Raw genomic sequence first — 21,629 nt, forward strand, 5'->3', positions numbered from 1 at the left:
AATTAGATCCCTCACATTTCTCCATCTAAGTCACCTGCTTAAAGAGGCGTAATATATTCCTTTAACTGATGATGTTGCTATTGATTTTTTTCCCATAGATTGGGAAGAAATTTTTCATATAATAGGTGCCGCCAGGTAGACCAGTCATGACCGCCGTGGCCACCTACATAATACTCGTGCTCAATTTGATGATTCTCCAGTGCCTCAATTAATGATTTGACCCTTGCACCAAAAAAACCTTTCGCTTCCTCTGTACCCTGGCCGACAAACAGGTAATCCACTTGGTCATTGATGTTGGGATCATTCAAGAACTCCCTCAATGATGTCTCTGCCTCTGTATCCCCTGCACTTAGAATCCCGAAATTAGCGAAAAGGTCAAGGGACCGAAACCCGATAAACATACTGTGCCTTCCACCCATGGATAATCCCGAAAGCGCTCTACCATTGGGAGACTTTACTGTGCTGTAGTTTTGGTCTACCAAAGGGATCACATGATTTCGGAGTTCTTTCTCAAAGACATCAAAAGTTAATTCTGCATGTTGGGGATGATTACGATGTACCACCTGATTATTAGTAATAGCGATCAGCATAGGCATAGCTTTGTTTTCGGCCAGTAAGTTATCCATGATAAAATTCACCCTACCATCATAGATCCAGTTGGAGGGCAATTCTCCGCTACCACCCGTTAAATATAATACAGGATAGGTCTTCTTTGGATCATATCCCGGCGGGGTGTAGACATACATTTCACGCTCTCCCTCAGTTACTTCTGAATGATAGACATGTCTGGCAACATTACCGTGAGGTACATTCTTAGCATCGTAATAAGCAGGCCCATCTCCATGGACGATCAACTGACTGTACGGAGGCATGGCAGTAAAGGCTGCATAAGTATTACTAGGATCAGTGATCTGCATGCCATCCACATTAAAGTGATAAGCATACATATCAGGCCTGATCGGACCAACAGTCAGGGTCCAGATTCCATCTTCTCCTTTTACAAAGGGGACCTGTTCATTTCCCCTTCCCAGCCACATGAGTAAAGCACCCCCGGCCAATTTGACATCCTGGGCTTTTGGCGCTTTTAGCCGAAAGGTGACAGTTTGGTCGTCATGGACTTCCGGTGAGTTTAGGGGAGCGGAGAAAGGAATAAGCCCTTCTGTATCTTTTTGAGGGTTATAATCAAGGTTGACGTTAGCCTGTTGCGCTATTCCTTTATGTACAATAGTTATTAAAAGGAGCGTAATAAACTGAAATAAATTATTTTTAATGCACCTAATATTCATATCTATATGGGATTATTGAAATAGTAAAGGTGCCAGCTGATATAGACTTCGACGCCATGTCAAAAACTCGTGGGCCGTTTTATCTGATACATATGTTACCGCATTGATACCTGCATCCTGCAGTTTTTTCCCTGCCTGAATTACCCTATCCGGATTTTCTTTACTGCCGCTGCTGATAAATATTAATTTGAGCCCTGAATGGTTTTCTACCTCCTCCGGTGCAAACACTCCACCACTCATTAGTGCATAGTGCGAAAAGACCTCAGGTTTGTTCATGGTGATCATCTTGGTCTCCATGCCACCCATAGAAAGTCCTGCCATAGCCCGATGCTCCTGATCTGCGATTGTTCTAAAATTAGTATCTATATACGGAATCAATTCATCAACCAACACCGTCTGAAAAGGAGTGATATCAAAATCCCTTAAACCGCCAAATTTGATTTCATTTGTCATTCCATAGGTCATTACGATGATAAACGGCTCCAGATTTTTTTCTGCTATCAGGTTATCCATGATAAGATTAGCACGGCCCTGGTTGGTCCAGGCTGTCTCATCTTCTCCCCAGCCATGCTGCAGGTATAGCACGGGATAGCTTTTGTTTACATCATTCCCATAACCCGGCGGTGTATACACAAAAGCCCTTCGGGAGGTGCCGGTACTTTTAGAAGGAAAAAGAATCTGCTGTACATGTCCATGAGGTACATCTTTCAGTGCATAAAAATCTTCATCGTGCGCAGGGATTTCAATACCGCTTTCCCACCGGGTAGAACCATAAAAATTGAGTGCACCGGGATCATTAAATTTCCCACCGTCCACTGTGATATTGTAATAATGAAAGCCTTCATCCATAGGGCCTTCGGTAGTTCCCATCCAGGTACTGTCAGCCTGCTGGGTAAGGACGGTCCCTCCGCTGCCGCCTAAACCAAGACTGACCTTAATGCTTTTGGCCTCGGGGGCTTCTATGCGAAACCTGGCATATCCTTGGGAGTTAACCATTGGATATTCCTTACCCGGCTGGTTTAAACTGGATGGTTTAAAATCTTCAATGATAGCATTGTTTTGGGCAAAGGATACTGAGCTCAAAAAACACAGAAAAATCCCCCCAAAGATCGATTTTTTAATCATAGTCATAGGTTTTTAGGTTTAATTTAAGATCGATAAGTAGTGAAATCCTGTGTTGACCATCTAACTGTAGACAGTGATGCTATACGGGACTAAAGAACCGTTACTTTATGTGAATTCCATGCCTGCACATCACCCTTGCAGACATGGAAAATCATGATATATTAAATTGAATTCTAATTGGTGTCACTCAAGAAATTAATAATCTTCTATCAGATAAATAACTTAAATGACCCCCCAAAAAAAGGCTGATTAATCAGGAATGGCATCATTTGCGGTAGTCGCATAAATACCTAATAATGTCCCTGTAAAACCTCCGGCCACATTGGTGGATAAAATATCTCCCGAAACCGTACCGCCCAGATTTCTAAAATCCTGGCCATCTAATGAATAGCCAAACTCATAGTCGTCTCCTGTTGCCTTTACCTGTAAGGTTATAGGCTTAGATAGGTCAATGTTGGTAGAAGCTAATATCTCGGAACTAACCGTACGGTTTCTACCCTGTCCTTTACCCTCTGTCCGCTCCAATACCAACATGTAATCTTTTCCTACTCTGGTAACTCCAAAAACATAATTAAAGGCTTCACTCTGCAAACATACTATCCCTGCCAATTCTTTCTCGGACTGTGGTTTAAAGTCCAATGTAGTAGTGAAGGAAAAATTTTTGTGCATCTGACGTTTGAATAAAGTAGAAGTAGGCTTTACTTCTTTGATGTTCACTGCAAATGGATTGATCTTTAACCCTCTATTTGTATACTCAATAAAATCTTCTCTTGGACCTCTCAAGCCTATCCATCTGTAATCAAGGTCTTTTGAATTAAAATCTTCTGTATAGGTAAAGTTTCCGTTTGGAAAAAACCCTTCTTCACCTCTTTTATTGGTTACACCTTCCGGCACCTTTAACTTGGGCTCCATTGGAATTAGACCATTTTCAAATACAGGCCATTCACCGGACCAGTCCACTGGAAGAATAAAGGTCTCCCTTCCGGTATTCACCCTACCCTTGTCATTTGGTCTTATACCTAGAAAGACACCATAATATTTATCATCAGGCCCCTGTACCAGATCAGCATGGCCTGCCCAGTCCACTCGGTTTTTTCTATTATCCCCAAAATACCGCTGAGTCAATATAGGATTGGATGGTGCAGGTACATAAGGCCCCATCACATCATCACTGGCAAAGATCACTTCGCTGTGATTTCCTCCGGTACCACCTTCAGCACACATCAGGTAATATCTGTTGTTCTTTTTATAAATATGTGGCGCTTCTATCCATATAGGATTTTTAGCTGGGTCTACCCCTCCATCTACTATGATTTTGTCAGTTCCGGCTACTACCTGATCAGCTTCAAGATCATATTCCCATATTTTAATAACGCGATGTCCTTCATACCTCTCTTCCCCTTCATTAGGTGCGTCATTATGGACCACATATGCTTTGCCATCTTCATCAAAGAATAAGGCAGGGTCTATTCCTTCAAAGTTAAGTTTATATGGATCACTCCAGCCCTGCAGAGGATCTTTGGTTTTCACTACCATATTACCTATACCTCCGGCAAACTGGGTGACGATCATGTAGAAGGTATCATTATTAGAATTATAATTGATATCCGGGGCAAATATCCCAGCACTGATACCTGTATCGTGTACCTTTAACTGTGACTTTCTGTCCAATACATGCCCGATCTGTCTCCAATTGACCAAATCTTTGGAATGGAAAATCGGAACACCCGGAAACATCGCAAAGGTAGAGTGCACCATATAATAGTCATCCCCTTTTCTGGTGATAGCCGGATCAGGGTAAGCACCTTGAATAATGGGATTATAGAATTCATTCTCTGATAAAGGATTGTCTATATAAACCTGGTCTTTCCCTTCATAGACTACTTTTGAGAACACAGGGGAATTCTTCTTTTTGCGCTGTCCATATCCTTCATATGAGAATAAAACAACTGCCAAAAAGGCTAACATAATCAACTTGAGATTTTTCATTTAAACTTATTTATTTTAAGAAATCATAAAATTTTTAATAACCCAACAGAGCAAGCATCTGCATCCCATACCTTTTGCCCAACTCCCGGTACCCCGCAGCCGAAAAATGCAAACCATCCTCTACCGCATCGCATTCAGCTGATGAGACCACATAGGCATTTGGAATCACGGTAGGCAGAGTGTGAATGAGGGGGTTCATACTGGCACACTTACCACCTTGGGCTTCACTTACCATTTCACCTGCTATCAAGGGAAGAGAATCCGGTTCCAATCCCAGATCGCTAAGGATATTTTCATATACCCCTTTCACTTTAAATGGCCAGGTTTGGTCCCCAGTATTGGATTCTCCCTGATGAAGTAAAATACCCTTGATAACCCCATCATTTTGTGCGATTTTGGCCAGTTCTATCAGTCTCCCATACGGATCTCCATCATACTCTTTTACTATATTCTGCAGCCAGTCAGGGGAAGAGGCCACGTATTCTTCATAGTTCTTTTCAAAAAGCTCTATTCTGGTACCGCCTACCGAGACATTGATGATACCTATTTTGATATCCTTGGGCAGATTTGCTGTCAGGGTTCTTCCAAAATAATCAGCCGGACCCAAACCGGTGTGGCATCTGGTCAGCGGTGCAGTGGCCGGATACCACTGCCCCCGCTCCCTTCCCAGATTCTCACAGTCCACAGCCTGCAATACCTTAAAGCGCTCATCTTTTATAGTATCCTGCTCTTCAAACTTTGCAAACCCCTCCATATTGGACTGGCCAAAACTCAAGAAAACATAGAAATTTTCATCCTGTGCGCTTGCTGTTAAGCCATAGTTTAATAAGAGGCATGTTAACAGCATAATTTTTATTTTACTTAATTTTCTCATCATTACTTCTTGCTATAAATGCTATAGTTTTGCCCTGGCTCTGTCTTAATATCATATTCATAAATAGGTCTTAATTCAATATCCTGAATCCTGTCCATATCTTTAATTATTGGTTTTTTGATGTCCGGTAATTGATAGAATTGATTGGGATTATCACCTTCTGCTTCCTTCAGGCCTTCTCCCTCTAATGGATAGTAAGACCTGATTCGGCAAACTCCTCCCAGGTTTGATAATATATTGATCTCTTTGGGATGGTGGTCATCCCACTCGATACCAATCTCAAAACCGCCACGAGCCCTCAATCCACTTACCGAACCCTTGCTCCACTCATCTGGAATGGCCGATAATATATGGATAGCGCCATCATGACTTTGCATCAGCATTTCTGCTATACCCGCGGTACATCCAAAGTTTCCGTCTATTTGGAAAGGCGGGTGTGAGTCAAATAGATTTGGATAGGTCCCACCCTTCTGCTTGCCGTCAGGAAGTATGGCTGGGCTCAGCTGATCTTTGATCAACTTATAGGCATGGTTACCGTCTAGAAATCTGGCCCATAGGTTCACTTTCCATCCCATAGACCAGCCGGTGGATTCATCCCCACGCGCTTGGAGGGATGTTTTGGCCGCACTAAATAGTTCAGGAGTTCTGTATGGAGATATTTGGTTAGAGGGGTACAGGCCATATAGATGGGATACATGTCTATGGTTATCCTTTGGATTATCCCAGTCTTTCTGCCACTCCTGTAGCTGGCCCCAGCTTCCAGTCTGCATGGGTGGAAGCCTGGCTAACTTTTCTTCCATTTCTTTGATCACTATATCTTGATCACCCAGGATTTTAGCAGCCTCTATGGTCCGGGTAAATAAATCAAAAAGCAGCTGATTGTCCATTGTATTACCGGCAGCCACTGCTGAATTATGAAATTGATGGGGAACATTTTCAGGAGACGTGGATGGCGTTACCACCAGGTATCCCGTATGGGGATCTTCTACCAAATAATCCAGAAAGAACATGGCCGCCTGTTTAGCTACCGGATAGACAGACGCCAAGTAGGTCTGATCACCGGAAAAATCATATTTTTCAAAAAGGTGCTGGGAAACCCATGCTCCCCCTAAAGGCCACATCCCTGCCTCTGCAAAATCCACAGGGCCGGTGATCCTCCACAGGTCGGTATTGTGATGCAGGACCCATCCTCTAGCCCCATACATATCTTTTGCAGTTTTTTGGCCAGTTTCTGAAAGGTCCTTTACCATCTGGATGAATGGCTCATGTAATTCCGTAAGATTAGAGATCTCGGCAGGCCAATAGTTCATCTCTGCATTAATATTGACTGTATACTTACTATCCCAGGCAGGATATAACTGATCATTCCAGATACCTTGCAGATTGGCCGGCTGTCCTCCAGACCTGGAGGCGGCTATCAACAGGTACCTGCCAAACTGGAAATACAAAGAAACCAGTTGTGGATCATTACCTTGGGCAAACTGCTCAACTCTTACATCTGTGGGTAAATCAGCAGCCCCTGTACGTCCCAAATCCAATTTTACCCGATCAAAATGTAGTCGGTGATCCGCCACATGATCTGTATATACTTTTTCAAATGACTTGGAAACAACTTTGTTTAAATAAGATATAGCTCTGGATGAAGCATCTCCAGAAATATCTCTATAATTAACAAAATTCGTAGCAATAGATATAAATATCGTCACTTCATCAGCATTTGCTATTTCTATCTTATTCTGGTCTGCCCGAATGCTTCCCCCTTTAGGAACAAATTTTACATTGGCGACAAACGTTACTGCACCTTCGATCCCTTCATGGTCGGTGGAAGTACCGGACATTTCCAATAGGTCGTTACCTATCACGCGGAAGTCAAATTCACCTGGCCGGTCCATGGAAGCAGAAAAGCTGATAGCACCTGATTGGTCAGCTGTGAGGTGAGCTACTATGACCTGATCCGGGTGGGAAGACAGTACTTTGGTAGCATAATTAATCCCAGACTTTTTAAAGTGGTTGGACACTATAGCATTTTCAATATCCAGTTCTCTATAATAATTTTCTACTTCAGTTTGATCTTTATAAGTAAGTCTGAGATTACCTATCGTCTGGTAAGGCATCCCATGGGGTCCTCTGAAAAAATTATCATCAACCATTTTTTGGGCCGCTACGTATTTCCCATCGAAAACAAGGTCACGTACATCTCCTAATCTTTTTAAAGCATCCGGGTTATCATTTCGGTAAGGCTGCCCTGCGTAAAATGTATTCTCATTGAGCTGTATGACCTCATCCTGCGGATTTCCAAATATCATGGCCCCCAGTCTTCCATTTCCAACAGGCAAAGCTTCTACCCAACGCTGAGCCGGATGACCATACCAGAGCTTCATATCAGTATTCTCCTTTTGATGCTGGGCATTGGCTTGAAAAACACCCCCCATACTCAGTCCTATGCAATAAATTACCCGCAAGAATATAACTGCGTTTTTGTTTGATGTATATTTTACTAATTTCAATTCGGCTATGGTTTAACTGTTTTTTTATATACTTAAATAGGACTATCCAAACTTATTCGATACGGTAGTGACGTTTCTATTATTTTTTTCTAAATCCAAATTTGTTCCTTACCGAAGGTCACTATGGAACATCACTTGCGTATCTACTTACTTATCAGCGTCTTTTAAGCTTCCTTAATAGAGTGACGCCTTACTTGATCTCATTTAAAGTGCACTTATGCTAACCATATTTCCTCTGACCCGTAGTTCCTGTAAATTCCCTTTTAATAGGTTATTTGATCATCGATCTCGTAATGATCAAACTTCACCTGTCCCCCAGGTTCTTCTGTAGCAAAATAGAAAAGGCCAAACCGGTACCCCATAAAGTGTGGCAATGTGTATTTCATCTGGAGGACATCGCCCAGCTGCTTCCACTGTTTTCCATTGGTGCTGTAAAAGAAGGTGGCTTCATCTTTTGCATCCTTAAAATCACAGACAGCTCTGAGCAACACAGATTCCCCAGAAAACTCAATAGATGCTATCTCTTTTTCCTTCTCTTCAGTTGCTTTTTTCATCACCAGCTTTTTTTGCCCTTTCTGAACCTGAACCCCGATAAAACCATAGTCTTTCTGCAATAAAGTCAGCCCGGCTAGATCTCCCTCCTTCATATCTGAGACATCTATTTTTATGGTCCCCATGCTTTCAGGGCCTATGGTACGTTGCGTCAGGGTATTTCTGGCGGCTAATAGATCCTTATCTATTCGGTCGGTTTTCATGCTGAGATATCCTTTTTTACCATTGATAGACCATAGTTTATCTACAGGATTATGGTTCCATTGCCATACCAAAGGAAGCGCTCGTTCACCCTTCTTTCTCTTAAAATTATCCGAAGCTACTATACCGGGAACAAGCCCTTTATTTATCGGCAGGTTGTCTAATTCCATCGGAACCACACCTTCCACGCCGATTTCAGGCCATCCGGCTTTCCATGTTATGGGGACTAAATAGGGAATCCTACCCACGGCCCCATTGTCCCGAAACAGAAAGGCATACCAATCACCTTCTGGTGTATCGATCAATCCTCCCTGGGCTACACCTTTGTCCTGTAGGGCTATCTTTCCTTTATATGGTCCTTTTAAACTATCCGCCCTATGTATGATCACTGTCCGCATACCTCCCCGTGGCCATGCAATGTTGAACAGATAGTATTTGTCTTTTACCTTAAACATCTGAGACCCTTCGGCAGGTAACATGATCTCCTCCTGAATGGGATCGTTCGCATTTTCTATCAGTACTTGCTCTGAATCGGGTATGATTCCACTTAAGTCGCTTTTCAATTCCACTATTTTAATGGTACCTGCGCCCCAAATCAAATACGCCTTGCCCTCTTCAAAAAACAAAGTATGGTCGTGCATGGAAGGTTTGAATTCTATGGTTTTCCAAGGCCCTTCCTCTATGTTTTCAGTAGAATATATATATGTTTTGCCTGTATTACCAGAAAATGTACTTACATAAAAAATCCCTTCATGATACCTCAGACTACTCGCCCATGAGCCTTTCCCATACATGTCCTTACCATTTTCTAATTTCAAATCATCTGTAGATCCCAAGGATGTAGATGCATAACTTACTATTTCCCAGTTGACCAAATCTTTGGATTTCATTATGGGCACACCGGGATTCATGTGCATGGTGGTACTGCTCATATAATAGGTGTCGTCCACGCGTATCATAGAAATATCTGGCACATCTGCATGGATGATCGGGTTAATTGCTTTTTGTCCATATGAGGATAGCGTAGCTGCGCCGTTTATTACGAAGGCAATCAAGGCGATTGTATAGAAATGATACATCTATATAAATTAAATATTAAAGGCAGGCCATATACAAAAGTGTATATGGCGCTACATGGTACAATAGATTAATAGGTATGGTTTAATATTGCGATGCTAGTTGAACAATATCCTTCACGACGCTTTTTGGCGTATTATCTCTATTAAATAGAAGCGGATAATCAGTCCTCCCCCTTACAGGCCACCCATTTTTCCAAGAATCCCCATCGTTTATTCCCCATAAAGTCACTCGCGAAATCTTATCATGGTGATCCAGAAACAATTTAAAAAATGCTAGATATCGCTCATCAAATTGATTTTGAACAGAATCAGGTAAACCCTCCGTATAAGGGTTCAGGCTTTTTTGATATGCTACATTAGTGGAAACTTCGGCACCCATATCTCTTTTTGGAGAGGGCAGAACACTTAGGTCCAATTCTGTTATCATTACGGTAACTCCCAAATCTGAAAAGGCCAATATGCTTTTTTCAAATGCTTCTATGGTGGGATATTCTAAGCCTACGTGACCCTGCATGCCTATTCCATCAATCTTGACCCCCTGGTCCTGTAATTTTTTGACCATGTTCACCACTCCATTTCTTTTGCCAGGATTGGCCATAGAGTAATCATTATAATAAAGCTCTGCTTCTGGATCAGCTTCATGGGCATATTGAAAGGCAAGTTTCATAAAATCTTCGCCCAATATTTCATAAAATTTACTCTGTCTCCAAGAACCATCATCTAGGATGGCTTCATTGACCACATCCCAGCCTTTAACCTGACCCTTATATCGACCAACTACTGTTTTGATATGTGTTTCCATCCGTTTTGACAAAACCTCAGGGCTAACATCATTACCTTCATCATCTGTAAAAAACCATCTAGGTGCTTGTGAATGCCATATCAAAGTGTGACCTACAATATGGAAATCATTCTTTTTGCCGATTTCGATAAACTTATCTGCTTGATCAAAATTAAATTCCCCTTCCCTTACCTGTATCATTCCACTTTTCATCACGTTTTCTGCTACGATAGAATTAAAATGATTTTTTAGAACTTGCATAGAAGCTTGACCTTCATCATTGATATGGTTGGCACTCAAAGCTGCCCCTATATAAAACTTGCCCTCGAAGGCATCTTTTAAGGTATTATCGGCTCTTTTTTCAGTTTTCACCATACAGCTTAACCCTATTAGCAGGATCACAGCCAATGGAATTGCTACTATGAACTTACTCCAAATAGTCATCTTCATTATTGATATAATTAGTTATTAATATTAAAGTTTATATATAGTTATATAAAGATTACTTATCATTACCGTGAATAAAGGTACCCGCTCTTACTTATCAATCATACCTGTTTATCACGTTATTGTCATGAATGGCTTCTACTGTTTATATTTTTCATCAAAAGTCAGAACTAGCCCCATACCAGAGGTCGGGGTGGAATCTAGCCATTGATATAATCATCGCAGGGTGTGTAGTTTACTTCATGCTCGATTTCATCTGTTTATAATTGTTCTTTATTGGTCAGATGGAATCTCTCATAGTTATAATCCTTCCGGTGTGTGAGGTTTTCCTCATGCTCGATTTTATATGACCATTTTAAATATTCTAACTTAAACTTAGCTTTATTTCACCTTTAAGCTCGGCAATTATAAAGGAAGATAAGTTTATGATCTCTAAAGGTTTTTTTATAATATACTTTTCCTGGTTTTTTCTTTCCATTTAAGATCTAAATTTGGAATTCCCAATCCAAACAAAAAGATCAATTTGATTGACTTTTCTTTTTGTTACTTAAAGTGTTAATGATTTTATTAGGTACCAATAGCTAAAATATCAACCTTTACTTCAGCAATAATGATAAACAATGAAGTGATGAAGAAAATGATAAAACCCCCGTAATACCACTTCTCCACCGACTCCATTGCCATTTTTTTTTCTCTATCACATTTAAACTTCTCTATACCTTATTCCCGGTTTAGGCTATAGACCACTTGTAAACTGGAATGAAAGGCTAGCAATAGAGAAATCGGCTTTTCTAACCTATTTCTCTATACCAGCACTGCACTACACTAACCCAAAAATTCAATTTTTTAACCCTTCGGCAAATCCTGCATAAGCAGGTTTACGGGTAAAGTTGGGACTCCACAAGTAACCATAATCAGCCCCATCTGTAACCCCTCCAATAGTAACCCCATACCGCTGCTGGACTGGTACATGCTCCTTGTACAGCCTTAAAACATCCTGATACATATCTGCTTGCTGCATGAGCATCACAGGGGTAGGCTGTCCTGTGCCAAGAGACACTGATAAGTTTGTAATTTTGATCAGCTTACCTGTAGCTGCCAGCAATCTAAACATCTCTGCTATCTGTTCGGTACTTGAGCTTAGGTTCAAACGCATATGTGTGCCAATGCCATCCACCAAGGCGCCATTGTTATCCAAATACCTCACATATTCTATCAGACCCCTACACTTATCCAAATTGCTTTCTAAATTATGATCACTGATAAATAATAGATCATCATTATTCCCATGCACCCTTGCCAAATTGAACGCCAGTATACCATAATCTCTTCCTAGGTAATCCTGCCAGAAAAACTGCCCACTCCCTGCTCCCTGAAGTCCACTTCTTAGTTGGGATGGATTGTTGTCATCCATAGGTTCATTTACTACATTCCATGCGCTAACATATGCAGAGGCGGCAGGCACTATACCTGATATCCAGTTTTCCATTTCAGTACTTACTATCTGACGTTTTTCTTCCGGAGTTCTTTCTACTATAGTAGTAGAGCCCCCCTGCACAGTAGAACTGCTCAGTACAAACTCATCCAGGTATACAGTGCCTGCAAATTCACCATAACTGATGATCAATCTTCCTCTATCTGCTGCTGAAGCTGTAGCCGTAAGGGATACATACTGCCATTCATCAGTTACATATACCTGCCCAAATCCATTGGATGAATAATCGGGGCTTTGTATTTCTGGTCTTATCACACCTGTAGCATCACCCTTTACCCAAAAGCTAAGGTTATAGGTTTCTCCCATTTGTAAAGGTTCTGAAAATTCATATACCGTCTGGACTTCCCAAAACCCACCAGTGGTGGAGGGATTAGTGACATAAAAAGCACGTCCTGAATTATTTACACCCTGACCATCAGGAGTGACTCCCCTTATAGAATTATTTCCCCATCCCCCCCATGCTGTACCGGTTTCAAAGTCACCATCAGATATCAGGTTATTTACAAGCGGTTCACCATCTGTATCATATACATAGAGGTTTTCCAAATCAATATGATAGGTTACATTTGGAGTATAACCCATATCAAATTTGATTCTAAAGGAATCTCCTTCAAAATCCCTTACCTCAAATCTAATTTCACTCCATGATAAATTGGTCATGAAGGTTTCGGAAATCTCTCCGGTATTCATCCAGTCTATTTGAGGTTCATTATTGATTAATCCTTCAAAAGTAAGACGTCCTTCTCCTGGAATGTCAGATTTTATGTATATCACTATTTCATAGTCATTGCCAGGTATGACTGATATAGACGGAGTCACCAACTGCAAATCAGTCGGAGAACTGGCGTTAGGCCCTGAAAAGAGTTGAATTGCTTTAGAACTTCCGCCCATTCCTTCATTATCTACCACGGATACATTATTCCTCCCTGGGCTATATGACCAGTCCTGAAAAGTACCGTCTGATAAACCTGTTTTATTCAAAGAATTCACATAGGGTGGAGAATTTACTACCAAAGGAGCTAGCAAACCATTGATATAAGAGGCATTTTGATTGGAATGCCAAACCAAGGTATGCCCAAACGGAGATAACCCCTGCTCTTCTGCCAAGGAAAGAAATTCAAGTACATTAACCAGATTATGGCTTCCGTTAGACTGAACGACTGCGCCATGTGTCATACCCAGATCGAGGTTGACCTCATTGAAATTGTTATTTATAAGTCTGAACAGTACATCCCTATTCATATATTGGGACTGACTTACGGATGTGCCTATTTTGAATCCTTGGTCCCCTTCATTAGTCAGGTAATTGACCAGGTGATCATAGGCATTTATCTCCTCCTGCATTGCCACATTTTCAGGTATTTCTACATGGAAATCCAGAGGATCCAGGTCTGCACATGAGATTGCCAGCAGGGTACCCAGTGCATAAAGCCATATATTGTTTATTTTCATAGTCTTCATATTTTTAAAAGCAGAAAATTACCTCAACATTGGAGAAAAGGTTTCCATAGCCACTCCCCTATTTCTCATTACTAAAGTGTCTGTCACCTGGATGTTCATGTCCTCTAAATCTATTTGGTAATTTAGATAGAGCGCATCTCTATCTTGTGCTCCCCAACTGTTCCTTTCTCCCCTTTTCACAAAACTACCAGTACCTGAAGCTGTAAAATCTCCTGAGGCTGCGGTCACCGTACAGTTTTCTTCTGCATCAAAAGTAAGAAGTAAATTAGCCTGTATATTCTGCCCACCTGAATCCTGAAAGGATAAAGGGAATTCAACCTGCCGCAGTGAATAGGTATTTAAATTGTTTATTTCATCTTGCTCCACATATTCTGCCCGTCTAATGACAGTATCATTCAAATCATTGTTCCCATTTTTGCCAGTGATGACATCCACTCCGCGTCGAAGGTAGAAACCATGCCAAGGGTTGATATATTTGACTGCATATAAAGTAAAATCTTTAGGGGCTGATACCCAATCAGCTTCCACAATTTTGCGGGGATTATTTACCAAAGGATTCCCGGATAGTATGGAGTCTGCATTCACTACATTGGATATCACCATGGGGATCACATAAGTGTTTCTGATCGCCAATGGATCATTAAAAAAAGCTTCGGTGAGTTGTATTTCCACTCCTCCAATCAGACTACCTCTAGGAATGATAATATTTTCAGAAAGTATTCCGTAATAGGTAGAGGGCATAGGTCGTATTTCCTCCCCACTGTCACCAAATACCACGCCTTCCAACAGGGAATTGTCTACAGTGAAATCCAGCCGAATGTCAGCATTATTAGAATACACACCGCCTGTAGTAGCCATGATTCTGAATTTCCACTCATTATCCATAGATGTGTCAAAGATATCTTCTCCTAAGGTGATGGTTCTCACTGGATACTGGTGGGCAAAATAAACAGTCTGATAATCGAAATCAGGAAAATCCCAATCCTCATTCTGACAGGAAACAAAGAAAACAGCTAGGATGATATATATGTAAAATTTATTTTTCATGATGTGTGTTTTTATAATAAGAGATTTGATCGAGCTGCCCTATGATCACCATCCGGAATTTTGTTGGAGGGCATTGAATTTCAGGAGTTCGCTTAAAGGAATAGGCCCATATATCATATGGTCACCAAATACCCGGTTTTCCACTTGGACATATTGATGAACGCTATTTTGAATACGTACACCTTGGGCGGGTTCTGTGAGATTGGACATCCAACGCCGCAGATCCCAAAACCTGAAACCCTCAAAACAAAGTTCTAATCTTCGCTCATTCCTTATCATTTCCCTCATAGCAGTCTGATCGCCTTTAATAGATTCCAGGTAGGCATCTCCATTATCAGTGCCTATGCCCGCGCGGGTACGGATAGCTTTGATTACATCATATGCTGAATAGCCATTTCCACCTGTACCTAGAGGCCCCCAAGCTTCATTTGCGGCCTCAGCGTATATGAGGTATATTTCTGTATATCTTATCCTAGGTTTGTAGCGCAGCTGGGAATTAGTTGAGACCGGATCTAAATTTACATCCTGGCGAAGCAATTTTCGCATATAATAACCTGTGCGGGTAGACGTCTCTACCTGATTGAATCCATCAATGGTACCGGCATCTAGTGCTGTACGCACCACAGTATTGTTTGGACCGGCGGTCCCACCATTTACAATTATGAAATGACGCAATCGTGGATCTCTGTTGGAATAGGGATCAGCTTGGTCATAATTACTAGCTGGATGTGTGACTGGATAACCATTAGCCATCGGAAAAGCATTTACCAGGTTTTGGGTAGGATTGAGTAAACCATTTCCAAAGAGTGTTGGAGGGTAATGTTGGGATTCCAAATCATTATTAGGGCCCTGTAGGTCTGTCCGCCATAGAATCTCTGGTGGGTTGATACCAGAACCTATAGCATTGATCTCTCCTGTATTTGTGAACCAGGTAACTCCATTTGGAGCCAGTCCAGACAGTCCCCCATTGAGATCAATCACTTCTGCAGCATAATTGGCAGCATCTTCCCATCTGGTAGAATTGCTGCTGCTAAAAGCAGGACTTGCCGCCAATAAAGCTGCCTGTGCTCTGATGGCCCTTACTATCCGGCCACTCATTAACTGTCTGGCATCTTGCCCAAAAACTCTGTTGTAATCATCAGCGTCGGCACCTGCAGCCCGGTATTTTTCAGGTATCTGCTGGGTATTTCCTATATTGTTATAATCCATGGGAAGAAGGTCCAATGCGCTTTCTACATCTTCGTACAATTGCTGCATACTTTGCTCAAAGGTGGCTCGAGGAATATTAAAAAGAGAGGCAGTCCCTTCAGGTTCCAAAACCAAGGGCACTCCCAGCAGCTCACCACCTACTCTTCCACCATGTGCCTGTAACAAATGGAACATAAACAAAGCCCTCAGTCCATATGCTTCTCCCTTTATACGGTCATTGAACATGTTCCTTACCACTTCATCTTCGCTCCAGGATACCCTCTCTACTTCATCCAGCATGATATTGAGGTATTGAATTGCTGCTCGGGAATTGGTCCATTGGTCCAATGGATTATTATCCGCAGCCCACTGTCCGGTAGCTACTGTAAAATAGGGATTAGTCTCACTGTTACTAACAGCATCATCAGTTGCCATATCATTGAATGACCAGCTATTGGTAGGTATTCTGACATAACCATTAATGATGATTCCCTGAGCAAACCTCGGTTCACCGTACATGGATTCTACATCGCGATTATTTTGAATGGCTGGTTCAAAAAGATCTACACAACTGGACAGCAAGAGGATGCAGGAAACCAAGAATAGTTTATATTTATTCATTTTCTTTAAATTTAAATCTTGTTAAAACATTGCTCTGAGCCCTATATTAAAGAACCTAGTCTGTGGAGCACCTCCCACATTCATTTCCATGATTTCCCGGTTAGGGGATACAATCAATAAATTAGCACCGTTTATATATGCACCTAACTCCCTTACAAATGTGTTTTCCAGATAGTTAGATGGAAAGTTATAGGAAAGCTGAACCCTGCTGAGATCAAATCTATTGGTGCTGTAAAGCCAGAAATCAGAATTTCTGAAGTTATTGTTTCCATTTAAAGTAGTCAGACGAGGGTAGGTAGCGGTATCACTGGTCTCTTCGGTCCATCGGTCACGTACTACTTCGGAATATTTATCTTCACCGCTCATCCAGAAATAAGAACCGCTTCTCATGGCATGTCCTCCCATACGGGCCACTCCCAGAGCGAAGAAGGTGAAATTCTTCCAATTTGCTGTCAGTGTAACCCCTCCGGTTAAGGGTGCTCCATACCATCCACCCCTTCCCAGGTATACTTCATCTTGGGCATTGATGATACCGTCCCCATTTTGATCGACATATTTGATATCTCCTGGCCTCACTTCACCAAACAGCTGATTAGGTGAGCTTTCTATATCATTCATATCTTTAAAGAAACCATCACTCTGTAGGCCAAACAGCGCATCCAGTGGTCTACCTTCTCTATTCTGGTAACCATCTTGAAAAATCTCCGCCCTCCTTGTGGCCTTTGTGGTAAAATATAAACCAGTCAAACCTAAAGACCAGTTGACTTCCCTAATCCTCTTGTTCAGATTGATATTATAATCAATACCTGCCCTTTGATCATTATTATAGTTAACATAAGGAATAAAAGACGAAGTCGGCCATCCGGTAGAAAAATAGTTAGGATATAAGGCGGTATTTTGGATAAGCAATCCGGTCATCTGGTTGATATAAGCAGATCCCCTGAAGGTGATAAGGTTATTAAAAAAAGAACCGTCCAGTGATACACTCAATTCTTCCCTTTTAGGAAAGGTCATGTCTGGATTTTCACCCCTTCTTACATCTGTACTGCTATTGTTTAGCCCATCTCTCCAAGTATACCAGGCACCATCAGTCTGCCTATATATACTTTCATACAGATAATAATCTTCTATATCTAAATCTGTATGCAGTATCCCCGCTGATACAGATAGATTCAGATAATCCACACCAGCTGCTGAAGCCATAAAATCCTCATTACTGATTCTCCAACCTAAAGTTATTGTGGGAGAAAAAGCCTGTCTATTATGTTCCGGTAGCCTAGCTGAATGAATGACAGCCCCATTAAATTCTGCAAAATATTTTTCCTGGAAATTATATCCCAAATGCAATCCTAAATTTGCATTGCTCACCCGGTGGTAAATTCCAGATATGCTTTGCTGAAATCCCCCAGCTATAAGCATGGCAGAAAAGTTATGCCTGCTGTTTACCTGCTTAAGATAATTTAATTGTGCGTTGAACGATAGTGTTTGACGAAACCAAGGATCACTAATATTCTGAGTCCTGGTACTGGCATCCTGCCCGTATCTGGTCAGGCTACTTATCTGATCTATCCCGGCATAATTGTTCCAAGTGGCCTCATATACGGCATAATCATTATTAAAAGAAAGATTATAGGATGTAGCATAATCCACTCCAAATGTGGAATTGAAAGACAAGCCTTCAAGTACATTATCCAGATCAGCATTCACTCCTGTATTGAATTGAAATTGCCTACTGGTAAATTGATTGGATCCCCCTGCATAGATATCTGCAAATGGGTTGTTTTGTTCTAACTGGGTTCCTCCCAAGATATACCTCCCCTCAATGATATGGTCTGAGTTCTGTACTAAATTAGAGGAAGCCTGATCCCCTTCTTCTATCGCACTAATCGGGATTAAAGGTACAAATCGATGCGGCCTTCTAGTGGCAGCATTTGCCCAATAATCAGTATTTACTCCTTTGCCGTTATAAAAGAATATGGCCGCATCTGCGAAAGCACTGATATGCTTGCTGATTCTCATATCCACATTGCCTCTAATATTTAACCTTTCATTCATATTGTGCTGAGCCTGACCGAAATCCAAAAGGGATCCCTCATTCCAATAGCCTATATTGGTATAATATTTAGCATTTTCATTGCCTCCCGCTATTTCTACAGTGGCATCATATCGACTGTATGTTTTTTGCAGATATTCAGGAGAATAAAAATCTACATTGGGATACCTATAAGGATTAGTTCCTGCAGCATGATGATATATATCATCCTGAGCGTATAACTGGCCTAACCCGTCATTCGCTCTGGCTTCATTGTACAGGGTCATATATTCCGCGGAGCCTAAGTATTTGGGAAACCTTCTGGGAGCATGAATTCCGGCATTGGTACGAACTGAAATCCTTAACTCACCCTCTTCACCTCTTTTAGTAGTTATCATGATGACCCCTTTTGCTGCCCGGCTGCCATATAATACCACAGCGGCAACACCTTTTAGGAATGTAATCTGGGCAATTTCTGTTGGCATTACACTGCCCACATCCCGAGGCACGCCATCTACTAACAATAAGTATTCATCAAATCCCCACAGGTTTCCGTTAAAACCTCCAACAAAAGCTTCCATATCTGCCAGACTATGAGTGATATAATTTTTATCTAATATTTCAGGCATATTCACATGAGAAACAGTGCCTAATGACTGCTGTGGACTGACTCTACGGAAAGGCATCTGTACTAAACCATCCTGATCAGGGCTTATTACGTAACCTACCTGATTGACTGTATCAGTAACCCGGGTAGTATCAATACTCAGTGAAAGGCCTAATGAAGGCAACCATTTTACCGAATTAGCTTTATTTTTATCCGCTTGAAGCCCTTTCGGTATTCCCGATTTATAAACCGGTGCGCCATTGTCACTTATATACAGGGTATGGGCGTCAATCTCTTTCTCTGTCTGAGCAAATAATTCAGGTGGAAAAAGAGCCACCCAGATACACATAACTACTCCTATATTTATATATCTCATAATATTCTTCTAGTTAAAATGATTGAAACGGGGTATACATAAATTACCATCCTGGATTTTGTCTAAACTCAGGGTAAATCGTCACATCAGAAACCTTAAGTGGCAGCCAATTATGCTGTTCAGAAAAGTCCCTTTCCAATATCACCGCTTCCCGAACGTTTACGATTCTGCTTTCAGATGGATTTTCCGAATTGTAGCCCCCTGGTGCGCGGTCAAATTCCAAAGATGTTTTTAATGTATATGGCCGTTCAGCCAGAAGTAACCATCGACGAAGATCATTAAAGCGGTGTCTTTCAAATGATAATTCAACTGCCCGCTCCCGTCTGACTTCTGACAGAAAATCATTTATAGAAGCTAAAAATTTAGTGTTCACTGGAGCTACCCCGGCGCGTGCTCTTACCACGTTGATAGCATCTACAGCCGTTTTATCAAAATTGGGGGCCTTCCCCGTAGGAGAACTATATCCCATAGAAGCAGCTTCTGCATACATGAGATAAATGTCAGCCAGTCTCATATAAGGGACATTGATATGTAGATTATTTCCAAAACTATGCCCCTCATCATACATATTTGATTCTATTGGTATAAATTTCCGGTTGGCAAAGCCAGTTCGGCTACCTGTCCTCACATCTCTGTAGCTTCCTCCTGTAAATAAATTGGCAAATCTATGTTGCACTTCATTTGGAGGCATTGATCCTTGTACTACTCTTACCCCATCGTATATGATATCATGATAAAATCTTGGATCCCGGTTGCGCCACATATATGCAGGATCGTATCCTGATTCAGGATCTGCCTGAGTAATATCTTCTGGCAAAGGCAAGCCATTAGCCATGCCGTAATTTTTAATATAATTAGCCGTAGGCATAAACTTGGTGGCATCACCACCACCTACTATAAGCGGAATGTATTGCTTACTGGTACCCCAATTGGAATCATTCGCATCACTATAAGGGGATCTAAATATAGCTTCAGTCCCACCTGGCATGGCCCAATTTTGCCCCCTGGTATAAAAATTCCGATTATAATTAGCAAATGATAGAAGTGAATACTGAGTGGATCCACTTTCGGTAAGATTTAACAATTCACCAAAAGCCGCAGCGGCCCTTTGACTCAGATCACTATTATATGTTCTGCTTCCGGTAGATTCCAGATTCATCAAAGGACTACTGGCCCAAAGTAAGTTTTTACCTAAATAACCTAGGGCCATTATTTTATTGATTCTTAATTCATTTTTACCAAGCGTTCGCCTACCTGCTACAGTTTCATCCCAGTTTACCGGTAATAAATCAGCTGCCCTTCTTAAGTCTCGGGCTATATTTTCAGCTGATTCATGATAACTTAGGCGGGGCAACCTGAGAGGCTGGTCCCCCGGCAGGACTTCATCTATATAAGGAAGGCCCCCAAAATATTGGATAAACATAAAGTGAAACCATCCTCTGAAAAATAACAATTGTCCTTCAATCAGGTTTCTCTCCTCTTGGGTAGCATCTGTCATCAGATCAAGGTTAGCTAAACCTAAATTTGCCTTTCTAATACCATACCACCCCAGTGGCCATAAACCTTTAAGCATACGGGGATCATCTCCATATTGAAAAGAAGTATGAGCATTGTTTCTATCCATCCATCCTGCACCCCAGCCATCGTGTTCCGCCTGCCAACCCCAGAAATTTCCTCTATCTATTTTGAATGAAATATGAAAATCTCCTGCACTGGTTTCTATTTCATCTTCACCCCAGTTCCACGAGTTGGTCCAGTATCGATTAGTGAAATTAGGAACACAGTGATATAACTCTTCGGTAAATCCCTGAAAATTGATAAAGTTCTGAAAAGCCTGCTCTTCGGATATAATGGAATCTGGTGTTCTTTCCAGATAATCTTCACAGGAAGCTCCCATTATTAATGCAGCCATAACCAAACTACATTTAAACAACTGTTTAATATTTATATACCTATTCATA

Annotated in this window: 12 protein-coding genes; all 12 read right to left on the bottom strand. The window is 41.4% G+C overall.

From position 1 onward, the window contains the following. Nucleotides 1-77: 77 nt before the first annotated feature. The 12 genes from EL17_RS10660 to EL17_RS10715 all read right to left on the bottom strand — a co-directional run bounded on the left by EL17_RS10660 (nt 78) and on the right by EL17_RS10715 (nt 21,580). Nucleotides 78-1,286, bottom strand: a complete 1,209-nt coding sequence (locus tag EL17_RS10660) for an esterase (protein WP_035073714.1) — start codon at nt 1,284-1,286, stop codon at nt 78-80. A 12-nt stretch (nt 1,287-1,298) separates the two neighbouring features. Then, a complete protein-coding gene (locus EL17_RS10665) occupies nt 1,299-2,411 on the bottom strand; it encodes an alpha/beta hydrolase (protein ID WP_035074038.1) in 1,113 nt (370 codons plus the stop codon). Nucleotides 2,412-2,660: 249 nt separating this feature from the next. Further along, nucleotides 2,661-4,400 carry a glycoside hydrolase family 43 protein gene (locus EL17_RS10670; RefSeq protein WP_035073717.1) on the bottom strand — a complete coding sequence of 580 codons (1,740 nt, stop codon included), beginning with the start codon at nt 4,398-4,400 and terminating at the stop codon, nt 2,661-2,663. A gap of 34 nt (nt 4,401-4,434) precedes the next feature. After that, nucleotides 4,435-5,247 (bottom strand): sialate O-acetylesterase, encoded by an 813-nt coding sequence (locus EL17_RS10675; RefSeq protein ID WP_240485975.1) that lies wholly within the window; start codon nt 5,245-5,247, stop codon nt 4,435-4,437. Between the two features lie 29 nt (nt 5,248-5,276). After that, complete coding sequence (locus EL17_RS10680) at nt 5,277-7,781, bottom strand: glycoside hydrolase family 95 protein (protein ID WP_051719948.1); 2,505 nt, start codon at nt 7,779-7,781, stop codon at nt 5,277-5,279. A gap of 263 nt (nt 7,782-8,044) precedes the next feature. Beyond that, nucleotides 8,045-9,613, bottom strand: coding sequence for a glycoside hydrolase family 43 protein (locus tag EL17_RS10685; RefSeq protein ID WP_035073722.1), 1,569 nt, complete (start codon nt 9,611-9,613; stop codon nt 8,045-8,047). Nucleotides 9,614-9,695: 82 nt separating this feature from the next. Next, a complete protein-coding gene (locus EL17_RS10690; RefSeq protein WP_035073725.1) occupies nt 9,696-10,844 on the bottom strand; it encodes an endo-1,4-beta-xylanase in 1,149 nt (382 codons plus the stop codon). A gap of 835 nt (nt 10,845-11,679) precedes the next feature. After that, nucleotides 11,680-13,788 carry an endo-1,4-beta-xylanase gene (locus EL17_RS10695; protein ID WP_164675055.1) on the bottom strand — a complete coding sequence of 703 codons (2,109 nt, stop codon included), beginning with the start codon at nt 13,786-13,788 and terminating at the stop codon, nt 11,680-11,682. 27 nt (nt 13,789-13,815) lie between these two features. Then, nucleotides 13,816-14,844, bottom strand: a complete 1,029-nt coding sequence (locus tag EL17_RS10700; protein WP_035073731.1) for a DUF5627 domain-containing protein — start codon at nt 14,842-14,844, stop codon at nt 13,816-13,818. 45 nt (nt 14,845-14,889) lie between these two features. Next, the gene (locus tag EL17_RS10705) at nt 14,890-16,653 is read right to left on the bottom strand and encodes a RagB/SusD family nutrient uptake outer membrane protein (RefSeq protein ID WP_035073734.1); all 1,764 of its coding nucleotides are present in this window, start codon (nt 16,651-16,653) and stop codon (nt 14,890-14,892) included. A 21-nt stretch (nt 16,654-16,674) separates the two neighbouring features. Next, complete coding sequence (locus EL17_RS10710; RefSeq protein ID WP_035073737.1) at nt 16,675-19,668, bottom strand: SusC/RagA family TonB-linked outer membrane protein; 2,994 nt, start codon at nt 19,666-19,668, stop codon at nt 16,675-16,677. A gap of 43 nt (nt 19,669-19,711) precedes the next feature. Continuing rightward, complete coding sequence (locus EL17_RS10715; protein ID WP_240485976.1) at nt 19,712-21,580, bottom strand: RagB/SusD family nutrient uptake outer membrane protein; 1,869 nt, start codon at nt 21,578-21,580, stop codon at nt 19,712-19,714. Nucleotides 21,581-21,629 lie beyond the last annotated feature (49 nt).

The sequence above is a fragment of the Anditalea andensis genome, assembly GCF_000714815.1.
Lineage (GTDB): Bacteria > Bacteroidota > Bacteroidia > Cytophagales > Cyclobacteriaceae > Anditalea > Anditalea andensis.